Origin of the sequence: Microbacterium sp. MAH-37 (assembly GCF_009758255.1) — a bacterium.
In the GTDB taxonomy this organism is placed as follows: domain Bacteria; phylum Actinomycetota; class Actinomycetes; order Actinomycetales; family Microbacteriaceae; genus Microbacterium.
This window is the reverse complement of record NZ_WSEN01000006.1, coordinates 463,514-482,173: the sequence shown is the minus strand read 5'-3', so window position 1 is coordinate 482,173 and position 18,660 is coordinate 463,514. Positions and strand designations below refer to the sequence as shown.

The window sequence follows — 18,660 nt, the reverse complement described above, 5'->3', positions numbered from 1 at the left end:
CGCGCTCGAAGGCTCAACACCCATCCAACGCGTTCACAACCTCACGGGGAAGAACAGCTAGGCGTTCGAGCGGCGCACGGAACGGCCCGAGATCCGCTCGATGACGAAGCGGAACCAGAGCGTGCGCTCACCGCCCGCCCAGGGCCGTACGTGCGCGGCGGCGTCGATCGACTGGCCCTCACCCGGCTCGAGGCGTTCGACGCGTCCGCCCAGCAGGACGCTCCACCCGGAGCCCTCGAGGCCCTCGATGTGGTCCACCTCGAACGCGATGTCCGGCTCGTCGGGGAGGCCGGAGAGGATCCCGTCCTCCCGAGTGCGCAGGTACAGGTCACGCCCGTCTATCCGGTAGTTCACCGGGATGATCTCGACGCGTCCGTCCTCGACATGGCCGATGCGCCCGACGGTGGACGTCGCCAGCCGGGCCAGGCATTCCTCTTCGCCGAGCACCTCGATCATGCCTCGATGGTACTCGTCCTTGCCGCGCCGGGATCGGTGTCGGCGGGGCGATCTAGACTCGAAGGGCCATGACCGAAGCTCCACTCATCGTCCCCGCATCCGCCGGCCCTCAGGCCTCAGACGACCTGCTCGCAGGGCTCAACCCGCAGCAGCTCGACGCGGTGACGCACCGCGGCCCCGCACTGCTGATCGTCGCGGGCGCGGGGTCGGGCAAGACCAGCGTGCTCACCCGCCGCATCGCCCTGCTGCTGCGCAACCGGGAGGCCTGGCCCAGCCAGATCCTCGCGATCACGTTCACGAACAAGGCCGCCGGTGAGATGCGCGAGCGCGTCGGCGCGCTGGTCGGCGATGCCGCGCGCGGCATGTGGATCTCGACGTTCCACTCCGCCTGCGTGCGCATCCTGCGTCGCGAGGCGGGGCAGTTCGGCTTCACGCAGAACTTCACGATCTACGACTCCGGAGACTCCCGCGCGCTCATCAAGCGCCTCGTCAAGGAGCACGAGGCCGACGCCTACGGCCTGACTCCGGCATCCGTGCAGGGGCGCATCTCGAAGCTCAAGAACGAGCTGCAGGATGCCGAGTCGTACGCCCGCGACGCGAACATGAACGACCCGGCGGAGCGGCTGTTCACCGAGATCTTCGCCGATTACCAGCGGCAGCTGCAGAAGGCGAACGCCTTCGACTTCGACGACCTCATCGGGCAGACGGTGTACCTGTTCCGGGCGTTCCCGCACGTCGCCGACACGTACCGCCGCCGGTTCCGCCACATCCTGGTGGACGAGTACCAGGACACCAACCACGCCCAGTACGCGCTGATCCACGAACTCACCCGGCCGGTGCAGGGCGACGCCCCCGATCCGTATGCCTCGAACGGCATGATGATCTTCGAACCCGACCCTTCGTCGGGCTCAGGGACCGGTGAAGAGGCCGGAGCGTCGCTCACCGTGGTCGGCGACTCCGACCAGTCGATCTACGCCTTCCGCGGCGCCGACATCCGCAACATCAGCGAGTTCGAGCGCGACTTCCCCGGTGCGAAGGTCGTCCTGCTCGAACAGAACTACCGCTCGACCCAGAACATCCTCTCGGCGGCCAACGCGGTGATCGGCAACAACTTCGATCGCAAGGACAAGAAGCTCTGGAGCGACAAGGGCGACGGCGAGAAGATCGTCGGCTTCACCGGCTACTCGCAGCATGACGAGGCGCAGTTCGTGGCCGACGAGGTCGAGGCGCTGCGCCGCGCCGGGATGCCGTACTCCGAGATGGCGGTGTTCTACCGCACGAACTCGCAGTCCCGCGCGCTGGAGGAGATCTTCATCCGCGCCGCCGTGCCGTACAAGATCATGGGCGGCACGAAGTTCTACGAGCGCGCGGAGATCAAGGACGCCCTGGCCTACCTGGTCTCGGTCGCCAACCCCGCAGACGAGATGTCGCTGCGCCGCATCCTGAACAAGCCGCGACGCGGCATCGGCGACGTCACCGAGACCGCGATCGCGCGCTTCGCCGAGGAGCAGGGGATCACGTTCCGTGAGGCGCTGTCGCACCCCTCGCAGCTCGGCGTCGGCCCGAAGCTGCAGGCGGCGATCGCGCAGCTCGACCAGGTGCTCACCGAGGCGACGGCGATCATGCTGCCGGCATCCGGTGAGGTGCCGTCGGCGACATCGGTGGCCGAAGGACTGTCGCTGCTGCTCGAGAAGAGCGGTTATTTCGACTCGCTGCGCCGTAGCCGCGACCCGCAGGACGAAGCCCGGCTCGAGAACCTGGACGAGTTCGTCGCCGTCACCCGCGACTTCGCGCGGAACAACCCCGACGGCACGCTGGTCGACTTCCTCACCGAGGTCGCCCTGGTCTCGGACGCCGACGACCTCGACGACGAGTCGGGCACGGTCTCGCTGATGACGATGCACACCGCCAAGGGCCTGGAGTACGACGCGGTGTTCGTCACCGGCGTCGAGGAGGATCTCATCCCGCACCGCATCTCCGCGGGGGAGCCGGGCGGGCCGCAGGAGGAGCGTCGGCTGTTCTACGTGGGTCTCACGCGCGCACGGAAGCGACTGCACCTGTCGCTGGCGATGACCCGCGCGCAGTTCGGCGAGGTGTCCGTCGCGATGCCGAGCCGGTTCCTGCAGGAGATCCCCGCCGAGCTCATCGACTGGCGGCAGTCGCCCGGCGACGTGAACTCCCGCGGCGGGACGCAGTCGCGCGCACTGAACGCGCGCCGGCAGGGCGGATTCGGCGGCGGAGGCACCCGCGATCGGTTCGCCGCGCAGCCTCTGGAGAAACGGCTCACGCCTCTGTCGACGGCGATGGACAGGTTCCCGAACAAGGTCACCGCCAAGGTGCGTGACAACGGCGACCTCGAGCTCGAGGCGGGGGACCGCATCCGGCACGATGACTTCGGCGAGGGGCGTATCGAGGCCGTCACAGGCGAGGGCGCCAAGCGCATCGCGCACGTGCGGTTCGACACCGCCGGGCAGAAGAAGCTGCTGATCAAGATCGCCCCGATCGTCAAGCTCTGATTCCGCAGTTAGGCTGACACATATGGCCCTGTTCTCCCGCCGCAAGAAGACCGCAGATCCCTCCACCGTCGAAGAGGCTGCTCCGGTCCCCGGCGTTCCCGCCGAGGAGGCCGCGGCAGCAGAGCCGGCCGAGGAGGCCGTTCCGAACGTCGGCATCTCCGTGCAGGCGTTCCGCGGGGTCGGCGCGGATGCCGGACCGGAGGTCGCTGCGCCCGTCGATGAGCAGGCCGCAGGTCCCGACGACGAGGCGCCCGTGGCGCCGTCGGCTCCCCTCCCGCGTCGCGAGCCCACGATCAACGTCGTCGAGACCGAGAAGCCGCGCCTGCCGCTCGCCTCCGCGATGCCGCCGGAGGACACCCACACGATCGAGGGTCTGAAGGACAACGTGCTGCTGCGCGAGGCCCTGGCCGAGATCGCCGAGGGCGCGAGCAACGAGGAGCTGCTCGGCGTGATGCGCCAGTCGATGCAGGGACACCTGTACCTGCGCGTCCACGGCGACGCCGGTCAGCAGATCGGCGACGGTCAGCCGCTGTCGGTCGCGGTGATCCGCGAGGACGAGAAGTCGTTCCTGCTGGCGTTCTCCTCGGGCGCTGCACTGCGCGCGGCGGTGGATGCTGAGGAGGACCCGGCAGCCACGTCCGCCATGGCGCAGCCGGTCGGCCTGATCTACCAGCAGGTGATCGACGGCGGATTCACCGGCATCATCATCGACAACGCGTCCGCGCCGCACCGCGTCGTGTTCCCCACCGAGCTGCTGCAGCAGGCGCTGAGCCAGGGCGACCCGGCCATGGCGATCAAGGGCCTGGTCTCCTCTCCCCGTCAGCCGGACACCGCGGCGCGGGTCGGCGAGGCGCTGGCGAAGACGAAGGTCTGGGTCGCGGTGAGTGACGGCACGACCGGCGCACCTGTCGGCATCGCCGAGGCGCACACCGCCGACGGCAAGCGGTTCCTGCAGGTGTTCTCGCACCCGCTCGAGGTGGTCGCGCTGGGCCGGGACGACCGCCCGATGCCCTTCGAGCCCGAGCAGCTCGCCAAGGTTCTGAGCAGCCACAGCGAGCTCGACGGCGTGATCGTCGACTCCGCCGGTCCGTCGCTGGCGGTCGAGCGCGACGCGCTCGGGCCGGTGCTGGTACTCGCCGTCGATCTCGGGGACTGAGAGCCTGGAGCGCATGACAGTCCAGGGGGACTGACAGGCGGGGTGCGCACGTCATAGTCTCGGAGCATGGCCTCTGAGCGAGTGACTCTGACCGTGACCGACACCGACTCCGGTGAGGACGTCGAGCGCGAGATCGGGTTGTCCAGTCCGAACAGGGTCGTCTGGCCCGTGGACGGCGGCGACGGCATCACCAAGGCCGAGTACGCCGACTACGCCCAGACCGTGGCCACGCCGTTCCTGAACGCCAACGGTCATCGGCCGGTGTCGCTCGAGCGATTCCGCGACGGCATCGGCGGCGAGGGATTCTTCTCGAAGAACCCGCCGAAGGGCACGCCCGACTTCGTCGACTCGGTGATGTGCACGTACAACAGCGGCCGCCGGCATCCGCAGATCGTGCTGAACCGCACCAGCGCGATCGTCTGGGCCGTGCAGATGAACACGATCGTGTTCCACCCGTGGGCCTCGCTCGCGGCCGACACCGACAACCCGGTCGAGCTGCGCATCGATCTGGATCCGCAGCCGGGGACGGGCATGGCCGAGGCGATCGTCGCCGCACGCGAGCTGCGCGCCGTGCTGCGCGAGGCGGACCTCGAGCCGTTCATCAAGACCAGCGGCAACCGCGGTCTGCACGTGTTCTGCCCCATCGTGCCGGAGTGGGAGTTCCTCACCGTGCGTCACGCGGTCATCGCCGCCGGACGCGAACTCGAACGGCGGATGCCGAAGGCGGTGACCACGAACTGGTGGAAGGAGGAGCGCGGTGAGCGCATCTTCGTGGACTTCAACCAGGCCAACCGCGATCGCACCATGGCCGGTGCCTACAGTCCGCGCGCGCTGCCCGGCGCACCGGTCTCGACGCCGATCCGGTGGGAGGAGCTCGACGACCTGGACCCTGCGCGCTTCACGGTGCGCAGCATCCCCGCCCGGCTCGCCGATGTCGGCGACCCGTGGGCCGGCATGCAGGACGCGCCGGGCCGGATCGACACGCTCCTGCAGTGGTGGGATCGCGATGTGGAGAACGGTCTCGGCGAGCTGCCGTTCCCGCCGGAGTTCCCGAAGATGCCGGGCGAGCCGCCGCGCGTGCAGCCCAGCAAGAAGGTCGCCGCGAACTGGGAGAACGATGAGTGAGCACACAGGCATCATGGACCGGCTCGCCGCCCGGATGCTGGCGACGCCCTGGCTGGTGCGCGCGCCCATCGGGTTGTACCGGGCGGGCTTCGGCTGGATCTTCGGCGACCGTCTCGTGATGATCGAGCACCTCGGCCGGAAGTCGCACGAGCGCAGGTTCGTCGTCGTCGAGGTCGTCGAGCGCGAGCACAACGTGATCCGGGTGGCGTCGGGGTTCGGCAAGAAGGCGCAGTGGTACCGCAACCTCGAGGCCAACGGTGTCGCGTACCTCAGCACCGGGCATGCGCGCCGGGCGCGCGCCGCGGTGCGGATGCTGGACGCCGAGGAGTCCGCGGCACGGCTGAAGGTCTACGCGGCCGAGCATCCGGATGCCTGGAAGCATCTCAGCGCCGCGATGGACTACGCCGCCGGCGGAGAGGCCGAGATCCCGATCGTGGAGTTCACGCCGCCGCGCGCGCTCAACGAGAGGGAGTAGTGAGCAGCACGTCCGCCAGGTCGTACCCTGACACGGTGTCAAGCTGGTCGTAGGTGCACGATGAGGCATCCCGGTCCGGGCGCCAGCGCGCGAACTGCACCGTGTGCCGGAAACGCGCGCCCTCGAGCTGGTCGTACTTCACCTCGAGCACGCGCTCGGGGCGCAGACGCACGAACGACACGTCTTTCGCGCCGCTGAACCGGGAGCGCTCGCCCGCGCCGGTGACCGCCGCGCCGTCGGCATCCCGTTCCACGAGCGGCTCCAGATCGTCGACCAGCTGCTGTCTCATCGCGTCGCTCCAGGCGGCGACGCCGCCGACCTGGCGCAGGACGCCGTCGTCGCCGTAGAGGCCGACGAGCAGGGAGCCGACGCCGGAACCGCTCTTGTGCACCCGGTAGCCGAGGGCGACGACGTCGGCTGTGCGGGCGTGCTTGATCTTGCTCAGGGTGCGCTTGCCCGGGGCGTACGGATCATCCAGCGGCTTCGCGACGACGCCGTCGAGCCCTGCGCCCTCGAACTCCGCGAGCCAGCGCTGGGCGGTCGCGCGGTCGTCGGTGGTGCGCGTCAGATGCAGTGGAGACGCAGCATCCGCCAGCATCCGCTCGAGGCGTGCGCGGCGCTCGCGGAACGGCAGCTGCTGCAGGTCGTCATCGCCCTCGGCGAGCAGGTCGAAGGCGATGAACATCGCCGGAGTCTCGACGGAGAGCTTCGCGACGCGAGAGGCGGCGGGGTGGATGCGCTGGCTCAGCGCCTCCCAGTCCAGACGCTGCGCGCCGGCGGGACCGGTCGCGACGACGATCTCGCCGTCGAGCAGGCAGGGGCCGGGCAGGATGCCGGGGAGCTGCTCGACCAACTCGGGGAAGTAGCGCGTCAGCGGCTTCGCGCCGCGGGATCCGATCTCGAGGGTCTCGCCGTCCCAGGCGATCAGCCCCCGGAAGCCGTCCCACTTCGGCTCGAAGAGCATCGGCGTCTTGGCGGGATCGGGCACGGCCGCAGCGGCCTTGGCGAGCATCGGCGCGGGGATCTCGTACATGGGTCCATCCTGGCCCGTCCGCCGTCATCCCACGAGCCCCGATCCTCCTTCCAGGGAATGTCTCTGTCTGTCGCATCCGGGCCCGGGATGCGGCCATCTGCGACATTCCCCAGGCGGGAGGTCAGGAGAAGAGCTCCTGCAGCGTCGCCGGAGTGCCGGCATCCGCCAGCGCCGTGCGCGCGGCGTGCCAGCCGGCCATGCCGTTCACGCCCGGGCCGGGCGGGGTCGACGCCGATGCGAGGTACACACCGCGCATCGGGGTGCGCCACGGCGCCGGAGAGACGACCGGGCGCCGGAACGCCTGCGCCATCGAGAACGAGCCGCCGAAGATGTCGCCGCCGATCTCGGCCGGGTTCAACGCTTCGCGTTCGGATGCCGCCACGGCGCGACTCTCCAGGATCACGTCGCGGAAACCAGGGGCGAAGCGCTCCACCTGTCGGGTGACGAGCTCGGTCGGGTCGAGGTCGGAGCCGAGCGGCACGTGGATGTACGCCCACAGTGCGGCTCCGCCATCCGGCGCCCTGGTGTCGTCCAGCACCGACGGCTGCACGGCGAGCACGTAGGGGCGATCCGACACGGCGTCGCGCGCGACGGCGTTCTCGCTCGCGGAGATCTCGGCACGGGTGCCGCCGACGTGCACGGTCGGCGACAGCGCGACCTGCTCGTTCGCCCACGGCACCGGTCCGCTGAGCGCGAAGTCGACCTTCGCCGCCGCCGGTCCGTAGCGGTACTCGGTCAGCGACTGGGCGTATCTCGCGGGGATGTCCGGATGCGTGAGCGCCAGCCTCGGTGAGCAGTTCAGCACGAGCAGGTCGCCCCGGGCAGGGTCGCCCCAGTCCAGGTCGCCCAGATCGTGCACCTGCTCACCGGTGCGGACGCCGCCGCCGTGCGCCTCGAGGTCGTCCTGCAGCGCGTCTGCGATGCGCTGCGCACCTCCGCGCGGGTAGGCCCAGCCTCCGTCGCCGTGCGCCTGCGCGGCGAGGAGGAGTCCGGCCGCTGCGGATGACGGAGAGGGGAGCGGGGTCGCCGCGTGCGCGAGCACGCCGGCCAGCAGCGCGTTCGCCTCATCGGTGCGGAACGCGCGCGGCCCGAGCGCGCTGCCCTGCTCCAGCATCCGCAGGCCGAAGCGGATGCCGGTGACCGGATGCCGCGGAACGCGCAACATCGCCCCTCCGGTGAACTCCACCACCTCGTCGAGCCGGCGCACCAGCGGGCGCAGCAGCGCGCTCCAGGCCCTGGCATCGACGCCGAGCCCTTCCGCGGTGCGCTCGAGGTCGCGCCAGGCGATGCCCGCGCGTCCGTCGTCCAGCGGATGCGCGTACGAGATCTCCGGGCGGATCCAGTCCACTCGGTCGGTCAGCCCGAAGGCGCGGAAGAACGGCGACGTCAGCGCCGCGGGATGCACGGCCGAGCACACGTCGTACCGGTAGCCGGGCAGCGGCCCGTCGAGCGTGCGCACGCCGCCGCCGACGGTCTCGGCGGCCTCGAGCACCTCGACGGCGTAGCCCGCGCGGGCCAGGGCCACCGCGGCAGCGAGTCCGTTCGGCCCGCTTCCGATCACCGTCGCGCGCGCCATACGGCCAGCCTAGTGATCCGGTGCCCGGAACACCCCGAACCGTGGGATCCTTGAAGTGATGAACGAAATACAGGGGCCGACCCCCGCAGGCACCTCCCGTCCTTACCGCAACCTTCCGGATGCGCTTCGCGCGCACCGCGTTCCCGAGGAGAACCACGCGTTCATCACCCGGATCGTCGATGCAATCGGCATCAGCAGCTTCATCGACCGAGGCCGATACATCGAGGCGATCCGCCGTGGGCCCGGCGCCGCGCTGCACATCGGCCGCACTTACACGAACGGCTTCACCGAGGAAGAGCTGGTCGTCGTGGGCTTCGCAGCGCAGAATCTGAAGCCGAGCGAAGGTCGACCGCCGTACTACTACGTCTCGCATCCGAGCGAGTTCTCGTCCGCGGCGCAGGCGAAGGCCAAACGGGCCGGTGCGCCCCGTGCCGCCGCGCAGCCCGTCGCGCGCACGCCGAAGGTCACCCCGAAGGAGGAGCGCGACTACGGCGTCTGCGACGTCTGCTTCATGGTCAAGACGCCCTCGGGTGGCTGCGGCTGCGACTGATCAGGGACTCGGCGCGTTTCGTCTCGCTCCGCGGTTCCTGAGCGAGCGCAGCGAGACGAAGTGACGAAACGCGTGACGTTCCTCTCGCGGACGCGGCTCAGCTGAGCTCGGCCTGCACGCGCCTCGTGATCTCGGCGATCGGCATCGACCGCGGGAAGACCGCGACGACCACGTCGTCGGATGCCGCGTCAGCGGCGTCCTCCAGCACGCCGTACCGCCGCCGCACGTCGGCGAGCGCCTTCTGCAGCACCGACACCGGAACCTTCTTGCCGCGCAGCAGCTGGCGCAGCACGTGGTTGTGCACGGCGGTGACGAGGGCGGCGAAGCCGACGGCGTCCAGCGGGTCGATGCCGGGCAGCGACTGCCGCAGGTAGTCGTCGAAGAGACGTTCGTAACGGAACACCGTGATGATCTCGCGCTCGCGCAGCGCGGGGACGTCGCGCACGATCTGGTACCGGCGGCGCGCGAGCTCCGGATCGCGCGCGAAGTACGCGAACACCCGCTCGGATGCCTCGCACACGGCCTGCCAGGGGTCGTCGTGCGGTTCGTCGAGGAACGACCGCAGCTGCTCGATCAGTGCCTCGTGGTCTGCGAAGACGACGTCCTCCTTGCCGCCGAACTGGCGGAAGAACGTCGATCTCGAGACACCGGCCGCCTTGGCGATCTGCTCGACCGAGGTCTGCTCGAAGCCCTGCTGTGCGAACAGCTCGAGCGCTGCCCCGACGACGCCGTTGGGGGGCTGTACGGATTCGTGCATAGCGAGAGCCTAACGCCCGCGGTCAGGAGCCCGTGTTCCGCGGTAGTACGCTTGCCTATCGGGTCGAATGATAATCGACACCCGACAATCATGTCGCGTCCCAACCGCCGCAACCAGCGAAGGACTGCACTGTGGATCTCTACGAGTACCAGGCACGAGACCTTTTCGAGAAGTACGAAGTGCCGGTTCTCGCCGGCATCGTCGCTGACACCCCCGAGGAGGTGAAGGCAGCGGCCGAGAAGCTCGGCGGCGTCGTGGTCGTCAAGGCGCAGGTCAAGACCGGCGGCCGCGGCAAGGCCGGCGGCGTGAAGGTCGCCAAGAACCCCGAAGAGGCGTACGAGGCGGCCAAGGCGATCCTCGGTCTCGACATCAAGGGCCACGTGGTCCGTCGCGTCATGGTCGCGGCCGGTGCGCGCATCGCCGAGGAGTTCTACTTCTCCGTGCTGCTGGACCGCGCCAACCGCTCCTACCTCTCGCTGTGCAGCGTCGAGGGCGGCATGGAGATCGAGCAGCTCGCGGTCGAGAAGCCGGAGGCGCTCGCCCGGGTCGAGGTCAACGCGCTGACCGGCATCGACAAGGCCAAGGCCGTCGAGATCGCGCGCGCCGCGAACTTCCCCGAGGACCTCGTCGAGAAGGTCTCCGACGTCTTCGTCAAGCTCTACGACGTCTACAAGGGCGAGGGCGCGACCCTCGTCGAGGTGAACCCGCTGGTCCGCACCGAGGACGGCGACATCATCGCCCTCGACGGCAAGGTCACCCTCGACGACAACGCCTCCGAGGTGCGTCACCCCGAGCACGAGGAGCTCGCCGACAAGGCCAGCGAGGATCCGCTGGAGGCCAAGGCCAAGGCGTCCGGCCTCAACTACGTCAAGCTCGACGGCGAGGTCGGCATCATCGGCAACGGCGCGGGCCTGGTCATGTCGACCCTCGACGTCGTCGCCTACGCGGGCGAGAACCACGGCAGCGTGAAGCCCGCCAACTTCCTCGACATCGGTGGCGGCGCGAACGCGCAGGTCATGGCCAACGGCCTCGACGTCATCCTCGGCGACGAGCAGGTCAAGAGCGTCTTCGTGAACGTGTTCGGCGGCATCACCTCCTGCGTCGCCGTCGCAGAGGGCATCGTCAAGGCCCTCGAGATCCTCGGCGACTCGGCCACCAAGCCGCTCGTCGTGCGTCTCGACGGCAACCAGGTCGAAGAGGGTCGCGCGATCCTCGCGGCTGCGAACCACCCGCTCGTGACGCTCGCCGCCACCATGGACGAGGGCGCCGACAAGGCCGCCGAGCTGGCCAACGCCTGAGACGAATAGGACTAGAGACATGTCGATCTACCTCAACAACGACTCCAAGGTCATCGTCCAGGGCATCACCGGCGGCGAGGGCACCAAGCACACCGCGCTGATGCTGAAGGCCGGCACCAACGTCGTCGGCGGCGTCAACGCCCGCAAGGCCGGCACCACCGTGTCGCACGTCGACAAGGACGGCAACCCCGTCGAGCTGCCCGTCTTCGGGTCGGTCGCCGAGGCCATCGAGAAGACCGGTGCGAACGTGTCCGTCGCGTTCGTGCCGCCGGCGTTCACCAAGGACGCCATGATCGAGGCCATCGACACCGAGATCCCGCTGCTCGTCGTCATCACCGAGGGCGTCCCGGTCGGCGACTCGGCCGAGGCCTGGGCCTACGCGATCGAGAAGGGCAACAAGACCCGGATCATCGGCCCGAACTGCCCCGGCATCATCACCCCCGGTGAGGCGCTCGCAGGCATCACGCCGGCGAACATCACCGGCAAGGGTCCGATCGGCCTGGTCTCGAAGTCGGGCACGCTGACCTACCAGATGATGTTCGAGCTGCGCGACCTGGGCTTCTCCACCGCCATCGGCATCGGCGGCGACCCGGTCATCGGCACCACGCACATCGACGCGCTCGCCGCGTTCGAGGCCGACCCCGAGACCAAGGCGATCGTCATGATCGGCGAGATCGGCGGCGACGCCGAGGAGCGCGCGGCCGAGTACATCAAGGCGAACGTCACCAAGCCGGTCGTCGGCTACGTGGCGGGCTTCACCGCTCCCGAGGGCAAGACCATGGGCCACGCCGGCGCCATCGTCTCGGGCTCGGCCGGTACCGCTCAGGCGAAGAAGGAGGCCCTCGAGGCCGCCGGCGTCAAGGTCGGCAAGACGCCGTCCGAGACCGCCTCGCTGATGCGCGAGATCATCGCAGGTCTGTAAGCACTGCTTCCCGCGAAGGGCTCGGATGCGTGGCATCCGAGCCCTTCGTCGTGTCGCCCCTTGCGGATGGCGGTCCGATCCGCAGGCGGAGGCGGACTCGCCGCAGGATCGTCCGCCATCCGCAGATCGGTCCGCCGGGCGTCGGCCGTGCATAGGATCGAGGCATGCCGCTTTCCGGAGAGTATCTGCTGTCCACATCCGCCTGGGCCCGCGATCAGGCCGAGAAGTTCGAGGCCACCGGGGGTGCCGAAGCCGCCGACCTGCAGGGCAAGCCGATCATCGTGCTGACCACGGTCGGAGCGAAGAGCGGTGCGCTGCGCAAGACCGCGCTGATGCGGGTCGAGCACGACGGCGAGTACGTCGTTGTGGCGTCGAAGGGCGGAGCGCCCGACGAGCCGAAGTGGGCCGGCAACATGCGCCGTCAGCCGCACGTCGAGCTGCAGGACGGCGCGGAGAAGCACGACTATACGGCTCGCGAGCTCGCAGGCTCCGAGCGCGCGGTGTGGTGGGAGCGCGCGGTGGAGGCGTGGCCCGCCTACGCGGATTACCAGACCCGCACCGACCGTCTGATCGCGCTGTTCCTGCTCGAACGCCACTGACCCGCTACCGGGGCGCGACGGCGTCCAGCATCCGGTCCAGCGCGGAATGCACGGATGACCGCGCCGTGGCGTCTCCCGGACGCTCGGAGAGCCAGAGCGCAGCCTCGTTCATCGCTCCGGAGAGCAGAGCGGTCGCGGCATCCGCCTCGGCATCCGCGACTCCGGCGGCGAGCAGCGCTTCGCGGAGATGCACAGCGGATGCCTCGGCGTCAGCCTGCCGCCAGGCATCCCAGCCGAGCACGGCCGGGGCGTCGAGCAGCAGGATCCTCGCGTGCCCGCCGGCGGTGATCGCGTCGAGGAAGGCGTGGCTGCCGAGGCGCAGCGCCTCGGCAGGGGAGTTGTCGCCGGCCGCTGCGACGACGGCACCGGCGACCTCCTGCTGCATCTGCTGCACGACCGCTGCGAAAAGGCCCGGCTTCGACGCGTAGTGGTGGTAGACGGCGCCGCGGGTGACCGCGGCATCCGCTGCGACGTCGTCGACCGAGGTCGCCGCGAATCCCTGCGCGGCGAAGCGCTCCGTCGCGGCATCCAGCACGCGCTCGGCGGTCGCAGCGGCCTCGGCGGCAGTGGCTCTGGGCATCGGACGTTCCCTTACATACGGTGTGCATGTATCCTAACTCCGGAAGATACAAACGCAGAGTATGTAAAGGACACGACATGCAGATCAGCTCCTTCTATCCCGTGCTCATGGTGGAGGACGTCGAGGTCTCCGCCCGCTTCTATCGCGAGGTGCTGGGATTCGAGACGACGTTCGAGGCCGACTGGTACGTCAGCCTGCGTTTCGAGGGCGGAGAGCTCGCCGTCCTCGACAGCACGCATGAGACGATCCCGCACGGCTTCCGCCGGCCGGTCACCGGTCTGCTGTTGAACGTCGAGGTGGCGGATGCCGCTGCCGAACACGCCCGCCTGGTCGGCGAGCTCCGGCTGCCGGAGCGGCTGCCGCTGCGCGACGAGCACTTCGGGCAACGGCACTTCATCGTCGAGGCGCCCGGCGGCGTGCTGCTCGACGTCATCGAACCGATCGAGCCGTCCGCGGAGTTCGCCGAGGCGTACACCTGAGAGACGACGAAGGGGACCAATGCCGCAGCATCCGTCCCCTTCGTCGCGTGACCGGCTGAATCGGCCTCAGGCGACGCCGAAGGCGACCTCGAGCGGGCCGCGGGCGAAGAACAGCACGAAGCCGGCCGCCACGATCCAGAGCAGCGGATGGATGGTCTTCGCCTTGCCGGAGACCGCATTCACGACCACCCAGCTGACGAAGCCCGCTCCGATGCCGTTGGCGATCGAGTAGGTCATCGGCATGACGGTGACGGTGAGGAACACCGGCAGCAGCACACGGAAGTCGCTGAAGTCGATGTTCTTGATCTGCGCGAGCATCATCGCGCCGACGAGCACCAGGGCCGAGGCCGCGACCGCGCTGGGAACCAGCGACGTCAGCGGCGTGAAGAACATGGTCAGGAGCAGCAGCACGCCGGTGATCGCGGTGGCGAAGCCGGTGCGCGCGCCCTCGCCGATACCCGCGCCCGACTCGACGAACACCGTCGCCGACGACGACGACGTGCCACCGCCGACGACCGCGCCGACGCCCTCGACGATCAGTGCCGACTTGATGCGCGGGAAGTCGCCCTTCTCGTCGGCCAGATCGGCTTCCTTCGCGAGGCCGGTCATCGTCCCCATGGCGTCGAAGAAGTTGGAGAAGACCAGGGTGAACACGAACATCACGAGCGCGACGACGCTCACCTTGCCGAGGTCGAATGAGAAGTCGACGGCGCCGATGAGGCTGAGATCGGGCACGCCGACGATGCCGCCGGAGAGGTCGAACCCGAGGCCCTCGACCTTCCAGATCGCGCTGATGATGGCGCCGAGCACGGTGCCTCCGGCGAGGGCGATGAGGATGGCGCCCTTGACGCGCAGCGCGATGAGCGCGCCGCCGATCAGCAGGGTGATCACGAAGAGCAGGGTCGGGATGCTCGCCACCGAGCCGCCGGTGCCGAGGTCGACCGGGGGCGAGGCGTTGCCCGTCGCCGTGACGAAGCCGGCGTTCACGAAGCCGATGAAGGCGATGAACAGGCCGATGCCGACGGTGATCGCGAGCTTGAGTTGCACGGGGACGGCGTCGAAGATCATCTTCCGCAGGCCGGTCGCGGCGAGCAGCACGATGACCAGACCGTTGATCACGACCAGCGCCATGGCCTCGGGCCACGTCACGGTCCCGACCACGGAGAACGCCAGGAAGGCGTTGATGCCGAGCCCCGCGGCGAACGCGAACGGCAGACGCGAGATGAGTGCGAACATCAGCGTCATCACGCCGGCGGTGAGCGCGGTCGCTGCGGCCACGGCCGGACCGGGCAGGGTGTTGCCGGCGACATCCGGCGTCGACAGGATGATCGGGTTCAGGATGACGATGTACGCCATCGTCACGAACGTGACCACACCGCCGCGGATCTCCGCGCCGAAGGTGGATCCGCGCTTGGTGATCTCGAAGAAGCGGTCGACGGCGTTCACCGGCTCCTTCTGGTCGGTGTCGGGGACGGCAGGGGCTGTAGTCATCGGGGGACCTCCGCAGGAGAATCTATCGTGTAGCGGGGGTGCGCGGAAAAGGCTCGGGGCGGACATCGTAGGCTTTTGACGACATGCAACGCCTCACCGTCGCCCTTCTCGCCGCGCTCGACGCCGCGATCGCCGCAGCCGTCGGTCTCGCCGTGCTGCTGGCGCCCCTCACGTTGCTGTGGACGATCGCGTTCGGGTCCGCCGCGGACTGGGGCGCGCTGTGGCCCGCCAGTGGCACGCTCTGGCAGTTCGGGCACGGGGCCGCGATGCAGATCACGATCCCCGACGAGGTGGTCCGTTCCACCGGAATCGCCCCAGCCGCCGCGCAGTTCACCCTCTCGCTCACCCCGCTCGCGATGCTGCTGTTCACGCTGCTGTTCGCGGCGCGGTCGGGCCGGCGTGCTTCCACGGCAGGCGCATGGCTCTCCGGCGTCATCGGCGGCACGGTGGTCTTCGCCGCGATCTCGCTGCTGGTGGCCCTCACAGCGGGCACGCCTGCGGCCCGCATCCCGTTCTGGGCCGGAGCCCTGCTGCCCGTCGCGGTCTATCTCGCGGGCGCGCTCGCCGGCGCCGTACGGCACGCCTGGTCCGAGGGGGACGGCGGGGTGGTCGACCTCGTGCACGACATCGTCGACGGGTGGGGTGACTGGGCCCCGGTGCCCGCCGAGGCCGTCCGCGGCGCCGCGGTGACGGTCGTCGCGCTCACCGGTGTCGGGGCACTGGGTCTCGCGGCGATGACGGTGCTGCGCGGGGGAGAGGTGATCGCGCTGTTCGAGAGCGCACACGTCGACGCGCTCGGTGCGACGGTGATCACGCTCGGCCAGCTCGCCTACCTGCCGACGCTGCTGGTATGGGCGGTGGCCTGGATCGCCGGCCCCGGCTTCGCGGTCGGCGCGGGCACTGCTGTGTCACCGGCCGGCACTCAGCTGGGCGTCGTGCCCGGCATTCCGGTGCTTGGTCTGCTGCCGCCCGTGGACTCGTTCTGGATGCTCGTCGTGGTCCTGATCCCGATCGCGGCCGGCGCGCTGGCCGGCTGGATGGTGCGCTCGAAACTGGTCTGGGAGGGCACGGCCGAGGGGTACGGCCCGCGCGCCGCCATCGCCGCCGGCATCGCCCTGCTCTCGGCCGGGGTCGCCGCGTTGGCGGCGGTGCTGGCATCCGGCTCCATCGGACCCGGCCGCCTCGCCGAGACCGGACCGCAACCCGGGGGGCTCGCCCTCGCGATCGGGCTGGAGGTGCTCGTCGGCGCCGCGATCCTGCTGCTCGCACCCCGCCACCGCGACGAGCTCGCAGAGGAGCGCACCGACCGCTGGCGCGAGGAGATGGCGGCGTTCGATGCGGCGTCGGCGGATGGAAGGTCATCGGGTCAGGACACGCCCGGCACCCGGGTAGACTGACCGCGTGCTGACGGTCGCTGTTCTGATCTCGGGCACCGGCTCGAATCTCCGTGCCCTGCTCGAAGCCGCCCGCCACCCCGACTTCCCGGCTCGGGTGGTCGTCGTGGGCGCCGATCGCGATGCCGACGGCCTCGCACACGCGGAGGAGTTCGGCATCCCGACCTTCACCGTGCCATGGCACGAGCACGAGAACCGGGATGCCTGGGGCGCCGAGCTAGGCCGCCAGCTGGCTGTCTGGTCGCCGGACCTCATCGTGCTCAGCGGCCTGATGCGTCTGCTGCCGGCGGCACTCGTCGCGCAGTACGCGCCTCACATCATCAACACGCACCCGGCCTACCTGCCCGAGTTCCCCGGCGCGCACGGCGTGCGCGACGCGCTCGCCGCGGGCGTCTCCGAGACCGGGGCCAGCGTCATCGTCGTCGACGACGGGGTCGACTCCGGACCGATCCTCGCCCAGGAGCGCATACCCGTGCTGCCGGGCGACACCGAGCACAGCCTGCACGAGCGCATCAAGCCCGTGGAGCGCCGACTGCTCATCGAAGTGGTGCAGCGCATCGCCACGGGCGAGCTCGCACTCACGTCCTGAACCCCCTCGAAACCCGACACGCACTCCAAGGAGCATCACCATGGCCGGCCCCCGTCAGGATCCCTCGCTCTACCGCCACCGCGACACGGTCCCGATCCGCCGCGCGCTCGTCTCCGTCAGTGACAAGTCCGGCCTGCTCGAGCTCGCCGCGGCGCTGACCGAGGCCGGCGTCGAGATCGTCTCGACCGGCTCCACCGCCGCGACCATCCGCGCGGCCGGGCACGCGGTCACCGACGTGGCCGCTGTCACCGGCGTCGCCGAGATGCTCGACGGTCGCGTCAAGACGCTGCACCCGAAGATCCACGGCGGCCTGCTCGCCGACCTGCGCCTCGAGGATCACGAGCGTCAGCTGAAGGACCTCGGCATCGAGCCCTTCGAGCTGGTCGTGGTCAACCTGTACCCGTTCGTCGAGACCGTGGCATCCGGTGCCGAGGGCGACGACATCGTCGAGCAGATCGACATCGGCGGCCCTGCCATGGTGCGCGCGGCGGCCAAGAACCACGCGAATGTCGCGATCGTCGTCTCGCCGGAGTCGTACCCGTCCGTCATCGAGTCGGTGCGCGCCGGCGGTACCACGCTGGTGCAGCGCCGCGAGCTCGCCGCACGCGCCTTCGCGCACACGGCCGCCTACGACACCGCCGTGGCCGCCTGGTTCGCCGAGGGCACGCTGGGCGACGGCGCCGACCTGCCGGAGCACCTGACGATCAAGGCCGAGCGCCTTGCCACGCTGCGCTACGGCGAGAACTCGCACCAGCGCGCGGCGATCTACACCCGCGCCGGCGGGCATGGCATCGCCCAGGCCACGCAGCTGCAGGGCAAGGAGATGTCCTACAACAACTACGTCGACGCGGATGCCGCGCTGCGCGCCGCCTATGACATGGTGCTGCCGTCCGTCGCGATCATCAAGCACGCGAACCCCTGCGGCATCGCGACGACCGCGCCGAACGCCCTCGACCCGATCGCCAGCGCGCATCTGCGCGCGCACGAGTGCGACCCGGTCTCGGCCTACGGCGGCGTGATCGCCGCGAACGGCACCGTCACCCTGAAGATGGCCGAGAACCTCAAGGACATCTTCACCGAGGTCATCGTCGCCCCCGACTTCGAGCCGGCCGCGCTCGAGGTGTTCAAGGCGAAGAAGAACCTGCGTCTGCTGAAGCTGCCCGAGGATTGGCAGCAGGAGCGCATGGACGTGCGTCTGGTGTCCGGCGGTCTGCTGCTGCAGGATGCCGACCGCTTCCCGGACGACATCGTCTCGGTCGCGAAGGACTGGGAGCTGGTGTCGGGCGAGCGTCCGGACGACGCCGCGATGGAAAACCTCATCTTCGCGTGGAAGGCGTGCCGCGCCGTCAAGTCCAACGCGATCGTGCTCGCCAAGGACAACGCCACGGTGGGCGTCGGCATGGGCCAGGTCAACCGCGTCGACTCGTGCCGCCTCGCGGTCGAGCGCGCCGGTGACCGCGCGGCCGGATCGGTCGCGGCGTCCGACGCGTTCTTCCCGTTCGCCGATGGTGCGCAGGTGCTCATCGACGCCGGCATCACGGCGATCGTGCAGCCGGGCGGTTCGGTGCGTGACGAGGAGGTCGTGGATGCCGCCCGCAAGGCCGGCGTGACCATGTTCTTCACCGGGGAGCGCCACTTCTTCCACTAGGAGCGGGCGGGCACAG

Annotated in this window: 18 protein-coding genes; 12 read left to right on the top strand and 6 right to left on the bottom strand. The window is 69.7% G+C overall.

The window, feature by feature from the left end; genetic code table 11:
* Nucleotides 1–57: 57 nt before the first annotated feature.
* Nucleotides 58–456, bottom strand: coding sequence for a pyridoxamine 5'-phosphate oxidase family protein (locus GON06_RS08100; RefSeq protein WP_157311745.1), 399 nt, complete (start codon nt 454–456; stop codon nt 58–60).
* A gap of 68 nt (nt 457–524) precedes the next feature.
* Between GON06_RS08100 and GON06_RS08095 the strand changes: the two genes are divergently transcribed.
* The 4 genes from GON06_RS08095 to GON06_RS08080 all read left to right on the top strand — a co-directional run bounded on the left by GON06_RS08095 (nt 525) and on the right by GON06_RS08080 (nt 5,728).
* Entirely contained in the window at nt 525–2,972 is a 2,448-nt protein-coding gene (locus tag GON06_RS08095) for an ATP-dependent helicase (protein ID WP_157311744.1), read from the top strand.
* A gap of 22 nt (nt 2,973–2,994) precedes the next feature.
* Complete coding sequence (locus GON06_RS08090; protein ID WP_157311743.1) at nt 2,995–4,128, top strand: SseB family protein; 1,134 nt, start codon at nt 2,995–2,997, stop codon at nt 4,126–4,128.
* 66 nt (nt 4,129–4,194) lie between these two features.
* On the top strand, nt 4,195–5,253 hold the full coding sequence (ligD, locus tag GON06_RS08085; protein WP_157311742.1) for a non-homologous end-joining DNA ligase: 1,059 nt from the start codon (nt 4,195–4,197) through the stop codon (nt 5,251–5,253).
* Nucleotides 5,246–5,728 carry a nitroreductase family deazaflavin-dependent oxidoreductase gene (locus tag GON06_RS08080; protein WP_157311741.1) on the top strand — a complete coding sequence of 161 codons (483 nt, stop codon included), beginning with the start codon at nt 5,246–5,248 and terminating at the stop codon, nt 5,726–5,728. The genes ligD and GON06_RS08080 overlap by 8 nt, the downstream gene beginning before the upstream one ends.
* Here the strand turns inward: GON06_RS08080 and GON06_RS08075 are convergent.
* Nucleotides 5,712–6,761 carry an ATP-dependent DNA ligase gene (locus GON06_RS08075; protein ID WP_157311740.1) on the bottom strand — a complete coding sequence of 350 codons (1,050 nt, stop codon included), beginning with the start codon at nt 6,759–6,761 and terminating at the stop codon, nt 5,712–5,714. The two genes, GON06_RS08080 and GON06_RS08075, sit on opposite strands and share 17 nt — an antisense overlap.
* Before the next feature lie 121 nt (nt 6,762–6,882).
* On the bottom strand, nt 6,883–8,337 hold the full coding sequence (locus GON06_RS08070) for a phytoene desaturase family protein (RefSeq protein ID WP_157311739.1): 1,455 nt from the start codon (nt 8,335–8,337) through the stop codon (nt 6,883–6,885).
* Nucleotides 8,338–8,395: 58 nt separating this feature from the next.
* Between GON06_RS08070 and GON06_RS08065 the strand changes: the two genes are divergently transcribed.
* Nucleotides 8,396–8,887 carry a hypothetical protein gene (locus tag GON06_RS08065; RefSeq protein WP_157311738.1) on the top strand — a complete coding sequence of 164 codons (492 nt, stop codon included), beginning with the start codon at nt 8,396–8,398 and terminating at the stop codon, nt 8,885–8,887.
* Between the two features lie 97 nt (nt 8,888–8,984).
* On the opposite strand, the gene GON06_RS08060 is transcribed toward GON06_RS08065, so the two are convergent.
* Complete coding sequence (locus GON06_RS08060) at nt 8,985–9,644, bottom strand: TetR/AcrR family transcriptional regulator (RefSeq protein ID WP_157311737.1); 660 nt, start codon at nt 9,642–9,644, stop codon at nt 8,985–8,987.
* 131 nt (nt 9,645–9,775) lie between these two features.
* Between GON06_RS08060 and sucC the strand changes: the two genes are divergently transcribed.
* The 3 genes from sucC to GON06_RS08045 all read left to right on the top strand — a co-directional run bounded on the left by sucC (nt 9,776) and on the right by GON06_RS08045 (nt 12,463).
* On the top strand, nt 9,776–10,942 hold the full coding sequence (gene sucC / locus GON06_RS08055; RefSeq protein WP_332837276.1) for an ADP-forming succinate--CoA ligase subunit beta: 1,167 nt from the start codon (nt 9,776–9,778) through the stop codon (nt 10,940–10,942).
* Nucleotides 10,943–10,961: 19 nt separating this feature from the next.
* On the top strand, nt 10,962–11,864 hold the full coding sequence (gene sucD / locus GON06_RS08050; RefSeq protein ID WP_157311736.1) for a succinate--CoA ligase subunit alpha: 903 nt from the start codon (nt 10,962–10,964) through the stop codon (nt 11,862–11,864).
* A gap of 164 nt (nt 11,865–12,028) precedes the next feature.
* Nucleotides 12,029–12,463: a nitroreductase family deazaflavin-dependent oxidoreductase gene (locus GON06_RS08045; RefSeq protein ID WP_157311735.1), complete on the top strand. Its 435-nt coding sequence runs from the start codon at nt 12,029–12,031 to the stop codon at nt 12,461–12,463.
* A gap of 4 nt (nt 12,464–12,467) precedes the next feature.
* On the opposite strand, the gene GON06_RS08040 is transcribed toward GON06_RS08045, so the two are convergent.
* Nucleotides 12,468–13,043, bottom strand: coding sequence for a TetR/AcrR family transcriptional regulator (locus GON06_RS08040; RefSeq protein WP_157311734.1), 576 nt, complete (start codon nt 13,041–13,043; stop codon nt 12,468–12,470).
* A 77-nt stretch (nt 13,044–13,120) separates the two neighbouring features.
* Here GON06_RS08040 and GON06_RS08035 point away from each other — a divergent pair, with 77 nt between their 5' ends.
* The gene (locus tag GON06_RS08035; RefSeq protein ID WP_157311733.1) at nt 13,121–13,522 is read left to right on the top strand and encodes a VOC family protein; all 402 of its coding nucleotides are present in this window, start codon (nt 13,121–13,123) and stop codon (nt 13,520–13,522) included.
* 66 nt (nt 13,523–13,588) lie between these two features.
* Here the strand turns inward: GON06_RS08035 and GON06_RS08030 are convergent, their stop codons facing one another.
* Entirely contained in the window at nt 13,589–15,013 is a 1,425-nt protein-coding gene (locus tag GON06_RS08030) for an NCS2 family permease (protein WP_157311732.1), read from the bottom strand.
* A gap of 83 nt (nt 15,014–15,096) precedes the next feature.
* On the opposite strand from GON06_RS08030, the gene GON06_RS08025 reads away from it, so the two are divergent.
* Genes GON06_RS08025 through purH form a run of 3 tightly spaced genes read left to right on the top strand, consistent with a single transcriptional unit; the run spans nt 15,097 to nt 18,644 of the window.
* A complete protein-coding gene (locus tag GON06_RS08025) occupies nt 15,097–16,410 on the top strand; it encodes a cell division protein PerM (protein WP_198346646.1) in 1,314 nt (437 codons plus the stop codon).
* 4 nt (nt 16,411–16,414) lie between these two features.
* Nucleotides 16,415–16,996 (top strand): phosphoribosylglycinamide formyltransferase, encoded by a 582-nt coding sequence (gene purN, locus GON06_RS08020; RefSeq protein WP_332837275.1) that lies wholly within the window; start codon nt 16,415–16,417, stop codon nt 16,994–16,996.
* Between the two features lie 40 nt (nt 16,997–17,036).
* On the top strand, nt 17,037–18,644 hold the full coding sequence (gene purH / locus GON06_RS08015) for a bifunctional phosphoribosylaminoimidazolecarboxamide formyltransferase/IMP cyclohydrolase (protein WP_157311731.1): 1,608 nt from the start codon (nt 17,037–17,039) through the stop codon (nt 18,642–18,644).
* Nucleotides 18,645–18,660 lie beyond the last annotated feature (16 nt).